At 62.9% G+C, this 10,562-nt stretch carries 11 protein-coding genes and 2 pseudogenes; 5 read left to right on the top strand and 8 right to left on the bottom strand.

All coding sequences use genetic code 11. The features are described 5' to 3' along the window. Positions 1–222, bottom strand: a pseudogene (locus tag HHL24_RS36310) (IS3 family transposase); the annotation flags it as partial. A 59-nt stretch (positions 223–281) separates the two neighbouring features. Here HHL24_RS36310 and HHL24_RS36305 point away from each other — a divergent pair. Continuing rightward, positions 282–581: pseudogene (locus tag HHL24_RS36305) on the top strand (GNAT family N-acetyltransferase); the annotation flags it as partial. 3 nt (positions 582–584) lie between these two features. Here the strand turns inward: HHL24_RS36305 and HHL24_RS36300 are convergent. Continuing rightward, entirely contained in the window at positions 585–1,457 is an 873-nt protein-coding gene (locus HHL24_RS36300; RefSeq protein ID WP_169490091.1) for a 2OG-Fe(II) oxygenase, read from the bottom strand. A gap of 422 nt (positions 1,458–1,879) precedes the next feature. Between HHL24_RS36300 and HHL24_RS36295 the strand changes: the two genes are divergently transcribed. After that, the gene (locus HHL24_RS36295; protein ID WP_169490090.1) at positions 1,880–2,524 is read left to right on the top strand and encodes a cation diffusion facilitator family transporter; all 645 of its coding nucleotides are present in this window, start codon (positions 1,880–1,882) and stop codon (positions 2,522–2,524) included. A gap of 8 nt (positions 2,525–2,532) precedes the next feature. Here the strand turns inward: HHL24_RS36295 and HHL24_RS36290 are convergent, their stop codons facing one another. From HHL24_RS36290 to HHL24_RS36280, 3 genes are all read right to left on the bottom strand, one after another. Further along, on the bottom strand, positions 2,533–3,411 hold the full coding sequence (locus HHL24_RS36290) for a 2OG-Fe(II) oxygenase (RefSeq protein ID WP_169490089.1): 879 nt from the start codon (positions 3,409–3,411) through the stop codon (positions 2,533–2,535). A 98-nt stretch (positions 3,412–3,509) separates the two neighbouring features. Continuing rightward, entirely contained in the window at positions 3,510–3,989 is a 480-nt protein-coding gene (locus HHL24_RS36285; RefSeq protein WP_169490096.1) for a nuclear transport factor 2 family protein, read from the bottom strand. Between the two features lie 158 nt (positions 3,990–4,147). Continuing rightward, positions 4,148–5,734 carry an MFS transporter gene (locus HHL24_RS36280; protein ID WP_230417719.1) on the bottom strand — a complete coding sequence of 529 codons (1,587 nt, stop codon included), beginning with the start codon at positions 5,732–5,734 and terminating at the stop codon, positions 4,148–4,150. Positions 5,735–5,852: 118 nt separating this feature from the next. Here HHL24_RS36280 and HHL24_RS36275 point away from each other — a divergent pair, with 118 nt between their 5' ends. From HHL24_RS36275 to HHL24_RS36265, 3 genes are all read left to right on the top strand, one after another. Then, positions 5,853–6,728 carry a LysR family transcriptional regulator gene (locus HHL24_RS36275; RefSeq protein ID WP_169490087.1) on the top strand — a complete coding sequence of 292 codons (876 nt, stop codon included), beginning with the start codon at positions 5,853–5,855 and terminating at the stop codon, positions 6,726–6,728. A gap of 186 nt (positions 6,729–6,914) precedes the next feature. After that, positions 6,915–7,367 (top strand): hypothetical protein, encoded by a 453-nt coding sequence (locus HHL24_RS36270; protein ID WP_230417718.1) that lies wholly within the window; start codon positions 6,915–6,917, stop codon positions 7,365–7,367. Positions 7,368–7,487: 120 nt separating this feature from the next. After that, on the top strand, positions 7,488–8,837 hold the full coding sequence (locus HHL24_RS36265) for a DUF2325 domain-containing protein (RefSeq protein ID WP_169490086.1): 1,350 nt from the start codon (positions 7,488–7,490) through the stop codon (positions 8,835–8,837). Between the two features lie 24 nt (positions 8,838–8,861). Here the strand turns inward: HHL24_RS36265 and HHL24_RS36260 are convergent, their stop codons facing one another. The 3 genes from HHL24_RS36260 to HHL24_RS36250 form a co-directional block, all read right to left on the bottom strand. After that, positions 8,862–9,185: a winged helix-turn-helix domain-containing protein gene (locus HHL24_RS36260; RefSeq protein ID WP_169490085.1), complete on the bottom strand. Its 324-nt coding sequence runs from the start codon at positions 9,183–9,185 to the stop codon at positions 8,862–8,864. Between the two features lie 127 nt (positions 9,186–9,312). Beyond that, positions 9,313–9,954: a nitrogen fixation protein NifQ gene (locus HHL24_RS36255; RefSeq protein WP_169490084.1), complete on the bottom strand. Its 642-nt coding sequence runs from the start codon at positions 9,952–9,954 to the stop codon at positions 9,313–9,315. A gap of 54 nt (positions 9,955–10,008) precedes the next feature. Next, a complete protein-coding gene (locus HHL24_RS36250) occupies positions 10,009–10,497 on the bottom strand; it encodes a molybdopterin-dependent oxidoreductase (RefSeq protein ID WP_169490083.1) in 489 nt (162 codons plus the stop codon). Between the last annotated feature and the right edge of the window lie 65 nt (positions 10,498–10,562).

Genomic DNA, 10,562 nt, shown 5'->3' with positions numbered 1-10,562 from the left:
CGTCTCCAGCACCACCCTGAACTTGTCGGCGCTTGACCATCGATCGCTGGTTTTGCCATTGCCCGGCATGAATTTCCCTGTCTGTCTTGCACTTTGCCGCCAGGTCCGTAGCGTCACCGTCGTGATGCCCGTCGCTCCTGACAACTCGATGACCGCACGATTGAACGGCGGCATCATCTGCTGGATTGCCCATTCCCGGGTTTCCGCTGAATAGCGTTTCATTTCCCATTCGCTGTCCGCCCCCCATCTTTACATCAATCGGTTCGGGTGAGGCGACAACTAGCCTGACATGGAGGGCGTACATCGAAGGCAAGCAGATCGCCTTTGCTCGCCTGATAACGGACCAGGCGACATTTGCCTACCTTTGCGATGTCTTTGTGCTGCCGGCGTACCGCGGCAACGGATACGCTTCAGCGTTGATGAAGCACGTATTCGCGAGTCCCTCGCTGACCGGTTTGCGCAGAATCGTATTGGTGACGACAGACGCTCACCACGTCTACAAACCGCACGGTTTCAAGGGACTGACGACGCTGGAGCGCTATATGGAACTGCACAACCCGCACGTCTACAAGACAGCTTGAGCGTTAAGCAAAAACCCCTTCCCGGACCCACTTGGTCATAATCCACTTTTCGCCCTCCAGAACTGGCGCGCCCCCATGCAAGCTCAAAGGATCGAGCTGCCGCGCCCCATTCATATAGCGAAAATAGACAGCGCCACCCCGCTTCGGGGCAACCGACACGCCTGCATCGGGGAAAAAAGTCTCGCCGCCAGCGCCCACGTCGTTGAGATACAAAACCAGCGTGGCAACCCGCTGCCCGCCGCGCGCCATATGCACGGCGCTGCCCGTCTGCGACGGCGGAAAATAATCGAAATGCGCCCGATACTCGGCACCCACCCCATACCTGAGCACCTGCAACCCTTCGCCATTATCGACCGGCCAGTTCATCAAACTGGCAAGACGCTTTTCGAGCCGTTCGAGGAAAGGGTCCGCACCGCGGTGATACCAGGCGCCTTCGCTAGTGCGATTGGGGATCACGTCATTCGACCCGTTCTCAGGATTGACGGTCGTGGAGCGCTTGAGCAACGGACGCGACCGTTCGATCATCTCATCGCACTCTTCGTCCGACATCACATCGGCGAACGCGACGATCTGCGGCCGCTCGCAGCGCATCAACACCTTGACGTCACGATCATAGGCACGAATCACATTGCCCGCCGGGACCGGTGCCGGATCGTAGCGGTATTCGCCCGCGGCCGCCTCGAAACCGCATGGCGCGGCAGCAACGGCCGCACGAGCCGCTGCCGCAGCAGCATCGAACGAAGCGTTCACCGTGGCTTGCGCGAGTTCCGACTCGAAGCCGGCGCCCACCATGGCATCCACCAACGCCGCAGGGCTAAAGCCGCGCTCGACATGACTGTTCAACCAGGTTTTCACGGCATCATTTACGACAGGCATACGTCTCATCCCACATCCAGAGTTCGCTCGCCCAGCACGCACAGATCGGGCGCGCGGCCAATCGGGCGATGCTGAGCAAAGCAAAGGATGATAGGTGGCCGTCCCGTCGCATTTCACGCGACGATTCGGAAATGGGCCTTGGCTGAAACGCATTCAGCGTCGGATTCGACGCATCGCGAACTACGAACTTTCCTACTCGCTTTCTTGCTCACCTAGGCCGGGGCGGACGAGACGGTCCTGATCACCGGCAGCCGTTGCCGCTGTTGCCGCTGTTGCGGCCGTTGCAGCCGTTGCAGCACTGTCATCGGCGCGCCACGTTCGACGGGTACTTTCCTGCAACAACATAACCCGTCCCAATCCAATGCCACAGCCTTCCGTGCCCGACAGCGACAGCCACAGCCGCGCCATCAAAGGCGGCCGCTTTGCTTAAAGCCGCCTCCGCGAGCGCGCTGCTCAACGCCTTTCTCATGGCGATGCAGATCGCGATCGGCTTAACAGCGCATTCGGACGGCCTGTTCGCCGATGGCATCCACACCTTGAGCGACCTGGCCGCCGACAGCGTCGTGCTCATCGTGTTGTACCTCAGCGCGAAACACCTGAACGCAACGCCGCGCGAAGGGGACGGCAACGCCTCGCAAGCCGTGGCATCGCTCTTCATCGCCGCCCTGCTGGTCGTCACGGCAGCCGAAATGATCTGGCATAGCGTCGGGCAAACCGCAACGTTGAGCGGCAACACGGCTATGCAAGTCAGCGCGCTCGCTGTCAGCGGGTTCGTCGCGATCGCCAAGGAAACGCTGTTCCGCTACATGCGCACCGAAGGCCGGCGCACCGGGTCGGCGATTTTGCTGGCAAGTGCATGGCATGCGCGAATGGATGCGGTGTCGGCGCTGGTCGCGACCCTGGGCGTGGCGGGCAGCATGGCGGGTATGCCGATGCTCGACCACGTGGCGGGCGCGACGATCGGCCTGATGATCATGCGCATGGGGTGCGTCAGCGCGCGCAGCGCATTGAAGCAACTGTCAGACGGCGCACCAGGAAGAGCCGCCGCACGGCACGCGGCCGAATAGCGCGGGCCTCAGCCATAAGCCCGCTCGCGCATCCACTTCGTCATGATCCATTTGTCGCCGCCGAGCACCGGCGCGCCGCCGTGCAAGGTCAGCGGATCGAGTTGACGCTGGCCGTTCATATAGCGGAAATAGACTGCGCCACCCTTTACAGCCGCGACGGAGATGCCCGCTTCCGGGAAAATCGTCTCGCCGCCGTCGGGCACGTCGTTCAGATAGATCACCAGGGTCGACACGCGCTGGCCGCCCTGGGCGGTATGCACCGCGCTGCCGGCCTGATCGGGCGGGAAATAATCGAAGTGCGCGCGATATTCGCCGCTCGTGCCGTAATGCAGAATCTGCAGCCCTTCACCGTTTTCAACCGGCCAGTTCATCAGACTCGATATGCGCCGGTCCATCTTTTCGATGAACGCGTCTTCCCCGCGCTGGTACCAGATGCCTTCGCTGGTGCGGTTGCGGATCACGTCTTCCTTGCCGGTGGCGGGATTGACCGTTGTCGAGCGTTTCAACCGATGACGCGAGCGTTCGATCATCTCGTCGCACTCGTCAGGCGAGAGCACATCCGCGAACACAATCACTTGCGGCCGCTCGCAGCGCATCAATACGCGGACGTCGCGATCGTGCGCACGGATCACATTGCCGGGTGCAATGGGCGACGCGTCGTACTGGTATGTTTGCGGCCCAATTTTTACCAGAGCGGCCTCGGTCGCTGCCGGTGGCGAGCCCCCTGCGTCCACCGCGTTCATGCCGAACGCTTTGTGCACTTCCGCGCGCGCGGCTTGCGTGGCGAAACCGGCTTGCACCATCGCATCGATCATCGAGTCGATGCTGCAACCGCGCGCGACATTGCTGCTCAGCCACGCTTCCCAAGACGCATCCACTACAGGCATAGAACTCCCCGCTTATCCACGTCATGAAATACTGCATCAACTGGCCGGCTCATAGCAAGGCCGGGTGGATTGCGCCGGGCTGACCTCGCGCCGACCGGTTACGCGCGGCGCTGTCTGCGTCGATAGAGGTCGAGGCCTTTCCTCGCCTGTGCCCTGATTGCGCGCTGCACGAAAGGCGTCCAGCCGAGCAGCACGCCTTTGACGCCTAAAGCCTGACGGGCCCAACGCCAAAGGTCGAATGTATCGCGGTGTTCGACGATGCGGCCCTCGCGAAAGACGAAGCGGGCGTCGATGCGATTGACCACTGTTCGGTCCGTCTGACTGAATGTGTAACGGGCCACCCAGTGGGCGCGGCCGTTGGCCTCGTCCGCTTCAATGCTGTCGAAGGTCAGCGAAAAGTCCTGCGCGCGCGCCACCAGCATACGCCACATGTCGCGCGCCTCTTCGCCGCGCAGCTCGCCAAAGGCCGGGTCGCTGAAGACGACATCGTCGGCATAGCAGGCGGCCATTGTTTCGGCGTCGCGCTGCTGGAACGCGGTGTAAAAACGCGCGATCAATTCGGTGTTGGGATGGCTCATTTTCTTGTGTTTGTGCGTTAACCGGCCGTGGAAAGGGTCCGGAAAGAGCGCGCGCGGAGGTTTGAGCGCGCGCACGCAGCAAACAATATCGGAAAACGGAACGGCCGGGGCCAAGTAGGCCAGTTCGACGGCAGGCCGCTGTCGGGCCGGTGAACTCGCTATCCGTTCGACGCAACCCCATTCCCCACTACCGCTTCGCCCTTCCGACCCAGCAGCCATATGCCCACGGCGATCGACACCCCGACCGCGCCCGCCAGATAAAGCGCCGCAGCAAAGCCGCTGGCGAAGCTGGTGTGCGCAGCCGACACCAGCGCGCTCCGCGGCGCAGGCGGCAGATGCGCAGTGGCCTGCGCCAGGTCGCCAGCGAGCATGCGCGACATCAACCCCGCTTCGAGCGCGGCTTTTACATCAGGTGTCATTTGCGTGCCGGCCAGGAACGCCGCGTGGGTGCGGGCCGCGAGTACCGCGCCCAGCACACCCACCGACGTGACGATCGCCGTGAAGCGCGTCGTCGTGCTGATACCGGACGCCATGCCGGTTCGATCAGGCGGTACGCACGCCATGATGGCCTTCTGCGTATCGCCATTCATGATCCCTGCGCCCAGGCCGGTCACGACCATGCCGAGCGCCACCAGCGCATAGCTTGCGTCGCCGGCTACCCACGCCGTCAGTAGATTGCCGGCCGCGATCAGCAACAGCCCGCTCGACAGCAATGCCATGCCCGGCAACCGCCTCGCGAGCACCGCGCCGATGTACGGCCCGAGCACCATCGCCAGCGCGAACGGCAGCATGCCGACGCCCGCCATCACCGCCGACAGACCGAACGCGTTCTGCAGGTAGAGCGGCAAAAACGTCATCATCACCTGCGCGCAGGCGGCGTAGCCGAACATCGCGAGCACGGCGGCGACAAAGCGCGGCTGGCGGAACAGGGCAAGATCGACCATCGCATGCGCCCGTGAGCGCTGTACCTGAACGAATGCGCCAAACAGCAGCGCGCATGCCGCGAGTCTCGCGCCCGTTGTCCAGCTCGCGAGCCCGTCGGTCGGCAACTCGATTAACGCCCAGATACCGAGCGCAAGTGCAAGGCCGAACAGGATGCTGCCGGCAGCATCAAGCGGACCGGGGTCGGGATTGCGCGACTCATGAATCGAGCGTGACGCGCACCAGGCGAGGCCGGCGCACACAGGCAGATTGAGCAGAAAGATCCAGCGCCAGCCGAGCCATTGGGTAATCACGCCGCCGACGAGCGGCGCGACCGTCGTCGCGAGGCCCATGCAGGTGCCCCACACGGCCCATGCGCGCACGCGCGCCGGACCTTCGTGGAAGGTGTTGGCGATCACGGCGAGCGCTGCGGTGAGGAGCATCGCGGCACCGACGCCCTTGACCGCGCGCGCCACGTTCAGCATGGCCGCCGATGGCGCCGCCCCGCATCCCAGCGACGCCACAAAAAACACCGCGAGCCCGAGCAGCAGCATCCGCTTGCGGCCGACGCGGTCGGCGAGACCGCCCGCCGGCAGCAGACACGACGCGAATGCGACCATATACGCGCTGACAACCCATTCGACATCGGCGAAACTCGCGTGAAACGAGCGCGCAATCGAGGGCAAGGAGACGGCCACGACATTGGTGTCGAGAACGATCAGCGCGCAGGTCGCCGACGCGGTGGCCAGCACGAACGCGGGGTTGACGGGTTTTGAGCCTTTGGAGTCTGACGACTGCGCGGGCAGTGTGGGACGGGCGGACATGGATGACATACAGGCAGGGAGAGCCGATTCGAAGTGATTCGATGGTAGCGAACCGTCTATTGCCTGTCATTGGCATAAAATCACAGAATAATTAGCCCTGGCGGAAATACTAAAAATCATGCGAAAACTCGAACTCCGTCATATTCATGCATTCGTCTGCGTCGCGAAGCATCTGCACTTCTCCCGCGCCGCGGACGAATTGGACATCGCAGCCCCTTCGCTGACCAAGCTGATCCAGGAAGCGGAACGGCTGCTCGGCGTGCGGCTCTTTCACCGCACCAAGCGGTCGGTGGCATTGAGCGCGGCAGGCAGCGCCTACCTCGCCGAAGCGCTCAGCGCGCTCGACCACCTCGCACGCGGCGAAGAGCGCGCGATTCTCGCCGAGCGCGGCGAGTTGGGCAGGATCGAAGTCGGTTACGTCGCATCAGCCGCTTATGCGGGTGTATTACAACGGGCGGTTGGCGGCTTTCGCGCCAGCTATCCCGGGGTCGACGTTTCGATTCGCGAGGTGCCGATGGACGGCGCGGCCGAGATGCTGCGCGACGGCCTGCTCGACGCAGCCTACGTGCGCCCGCCGATGCCGCTCGTCGACGGTATTCAGGCCACCACGGTGCACCGCGATACGTTCGTCCTCGCGCTGCCGGAAAACTCTGCGCTGGCTGGCTCGCCAGACATCAAGCCTTCCCAACTGCGCGACCAGTGTTTCGTGCTGCCGGAACAGGAAGCCGGCACCTTCGAAGTCGCACGGCGCGGGCGTTTTTCACCGCGGCTCGGGTCACGTCCCGGCACGCTCGCAGCGGTGCTGGCCTGCGTATCGCTAGGTGGCAATGTGGCGGTCGTGCCGCATACGCTGGCCGATTGCATCGCATTGCCGGGCGTTGTCTACCGAAGCATCGCCGGCAAGCCCATCGCTTCGGAAATCGCCATTGCCTATCGAAAGTTCGAACGGGCGCCAGCCGTGCGGGCGTTTCTCGAGTTCGCGCGAAGCAGGTAAAACCGCCTCCGCTACACTCACGTCGCCTTTCGCTATATTCTGTCGAATATCACGGTATGCTTCGTGGAGCGCGGCGGCTCGCCCGCCAGCCGCACACGACGAAACGAAACAAGCTAGCAGGAGCCAGTAGCGGTGCGTAATCGATCAACTTCGCGATCCACTTCGCGACCCATATCGCCACCCATCTTGTCCAACCCGGCGGGACGCCCCCCGAAAGGGCTTTCGTCGACCATCGTCGCGGTGAAATCGGCGTCCGAACGTGGCCGCGCCGAACTGATCCGCGATGTCGTCGATGCTTATCGGCGCCTTTATGGCAGCGTGCAGCGCTTCGTGCTGATGCTGACGGACGATCAATTGAACTTCGCGTCGGTGGGCACCTCGGGTTCGCACTCGTTGAATCAGTTGCTGTCGATCCTCTCCGAACAGGCCAAGGCGGCGGCTTTCGTCCGCTTACGCGATCTGAAAGCTTCGATCGAAGAAGCACGCTCGGCCGAGCAGCTTCGCGACGCGATTTTCTCGGACGCCTTCAGCAACGATCTGGCCGCATTACGCAAGGTGGTGGCGGAGCTCGAACGGCTCGACACTGCGTTTATCGGGCTGTGCGTTGGGCATGTTCTAGATCGTCATTGCCACATATGAACGTTTTCTTTTGCTCGTCCTTATATCCTTTCGAATATATCGCCAGCAGCGCTTGCGCGGCGCACGTGTTCAGCACGCACGTTCAGTCAGCCTGACGCCAGAATCGGATTCGAGGTCTTCATGCACACGCCCCCCTTTCGCCTTGCCAAGCCCCCGCGCCTCAAACTGTCCAGCGACGAGCTGGCCGGCACCGGCTTGCGCGCGGCCGACCCGTGCTGCACGCCCGCCAAGGTGTCGTTCTCGAACGCCAAACGTCGCGCTCGCCTCGCCGAGCTCGACGGCCAACTGCATTGTTCGATCGTCGGCACCTGTCTCAGCACGCACGAACTGCGCAAGCTGGTGCCTAAATTCACCGGCCTCGATAGCCGGGACGCGAGCGATCTGGAGATTCATCACTCGGCCGTCGAACTCGCGATCGATGGCGGCGCGGGCGCTAAAGCCCTGCACAAATTGCTCGACGAGCACTATGCGGTGGCAATCCGCCGCTTCGACAAAGCCGCCGACGACGTCGAGTTGCTGAAGCTCTGGGACGAAGCGCTGAAAAGTGGCGACATCCCGCCTGCTTACTGGGCATTGATGACGCATCCGTACGCAACCTTGCACGTGCGCCAGAAAGCGTTCGGCGAATTGCACATGCTGTCGCATCTGGTCGGCGCGGCGAATCGCGCGGATATCCGCAGGCTGGTTGCGCTCGAAGCGGAAAACGCCGAGTTGAAAGAGAAAGTCGAGCGGCAGCAAAGCCGCTTGCAGGAGATCAGCATGCAGCGCGACGCGTCGATTGCCGCGCTCAACGAGCAGATCATGCAGCTTACCGCCTTGGCCACGCGCCAGACGCCGACGGATCCCACCGATCTCGAAGCCGAGATATCAAAGCTGCGCGACAAGCTGGCCGACACCGACCAGCGGGTGGCGCTGCATACCAGCCGCCGTGAGGCCGCAGAACAGCGCGCGCAGCAGGAACGGGGGGCGGCGCTCGCATTACGCAAGAGCCACGACCAGGCGTTGGCGCTTCTCAAACTGGTGCAAAGCGAATGCGATGCGCTGGAACGCGCGACGGTAGATGCGGCGGACAGCCATGGCGCAGGGACGCGGCAAGCCAGTCTCGACAGCGTGCGCGGCAAACGGATTGTGTATGTGGGCGGCCGTCCCGGCTCGAATGCCGCGCTCAAGCGACTAGTGGAGGCAGCCGGCGGTGATTTCGTGGTGCATGACGGCGGCGTGGAAGATCGCAAAGGTCTGCTTGCCGCTGCATTACCGGGTGCGGATATCGTCGTGTTTCCGGTCGACTGCGTCGATCACGATTCCATGAATACGCTCAAAAGGGTGTGCGATCGCCATCAGATCGACTACTACCCATTGCGCACGGCGAGCGTGGCGAGCTTCGTCGAATTGGTGGACCGCCTGCGCCCCGAGCATCTTGCCCAGTTGGGCAATCCGCCGCCCTCGGTGTTTTGTATGCGCCACGGCTGAGTCAACCGAGCAGCCCTCAACCGCTCAGGAGCGGATCAGCCTGGTCAACTCGCTGATCTGTTTGGCGCAGCTTCGTTGCGCCTCGACTTCGACATCGCGGTACAGACGAATAATGTTTTCGCCCACCGGCGTCAGCGTACAGCCGCCGCCGCTTTGACCGCCCTGCTCCGAATGCGTGGCGGGCGCTTTGAGCGAGCGGTTCAACTCGTCGATCAACAACCATGCACGCCGGTACGACATGCCGAGGCTGCGCGCCGCAGCCGAGATCGAGCCGTATTCGCGCACGGCTTCGAGCAGTTCGACTTTGCCCGGCCCGAGCGCGACGGCGTCGCCGCTGCGGATGCGCATTCTGAAGCGCACTTCTGGACGAGGTTTCGCGGATTTGGTCGCAGGTCTTGGTTTGGTTTTCGCGGTATCAGCCATGCGCGAAAGCATACACGAACCGCCTCGCCCTGCCACCCTGGCTGAATGGCCTTCAGTGGGGACCCGGGAAGCAATACCCGTAGTCTTCGCAGCCCGGGCAACCGGGGGCCGGGCCAGGCTGAAGCCCTAACGAAAGCGCACGCTGCTGGGCGAGGAATTTCTTCCAGCGTAGATTGTCGACATTCAGGAGGACGAGCGTCGGGAAATAGCGCGTCAGCATCCACGTGACTTCGTCACGGCCCGCAAGGCCGAGGTCGCGCCACAGGTGATCCGGCCGCAGGCACGCATGAGCGACGATCGAGGCAAGACAGTGGGCGTCGTTCACGTCGACGGCGGTGCTGGAATACCTGAGCAGGAGCGCGTGTAGCGTTTCGACGAATGCCGCATGTTCGCTGGTGTCAACGGGCGGCAATCCAGACAAAGGCGCAGGCGCAAGCACGGCCGCGTGCACAAAGTGCCGCTCCAGTAGCGCGCGCCACGCCGGCTGCGGCAACCCAAGCAGCGCAAGTTCGTTGCGCACGTCGCGCGCGGCAATCAGCCTCGCAAACAGTTGCGTATCGGGCGACGCGGCGTCCGTGGCCGCGGACAGCCATTTTGCCGTGCGCTCGGCAACCTGCGCATCAAGCGACGCACGCAGCGGTTCGGCGCCGGGCACGGCAACACCCGCAGCAGGCAAAAGCGGTTCGTCAGACATGGCGGCAACGCGATGATGAACAGCAGACCATGTTACGCCTGTCGCTCGAATCCCCTACGCCAAAGGCTTCAAAACATGCGCCTCGATACGCGCAAGACGTTTGACGTGGCGTGGCGCGGGCAGAATGTCCGAACCGGAAAAAAGAATCGGCGCCCCGTCTTCAGCGTCGAGCGCGCGGCCACCGCATTCGTACGCGACCAGCACATTCTCGCCAATCGGCGTGTTGAACAGTTCATGCCACGAGAATGTCACGACGTAGCCATCGTGTCCCACCGCCACGAACACCGTGCGCTTGAACTCGCCCGGTACTTCGTTCGGGAGGCCCGCTTCCGAGATCAGAGTCGTCAAGCGCACGCCGCGGTACGGCTCAACGCTGCGGATGAAACGGTTCGTCGTGTAGCAACGCAGATCGAACGACGCGGCCAACACGCTTTCGTAAGCCTTGAGCCGCTCGAGGTCGAAAGACAGCGGGCGCTGGAACCGTCCGCTCAGGATGAGCGCGCCTTCGACGGCAGGCTCGGCAATCACATTCACACTATCCATACGGGGTTATCTCCAGCATTGATGCCTGAGTGGCTTGTTCACTCGTTATTTCCGTGTGTATATTA

Origin of the sequence: Paraburkholderia polaris, from assembly GCF_012927345.1 — a bacterium.
GTDB classification, from domain to species: domain Bacteria; phylum Pseudomonadota; class Gammaproteobacteria; order Burkholderiales; family Burkholderiaceae; genus Paraburkholderia; species Paraburkholderia polaris.
This window is presented reverse-complemented; position numbering and strand designations above follow the sequence as displayed.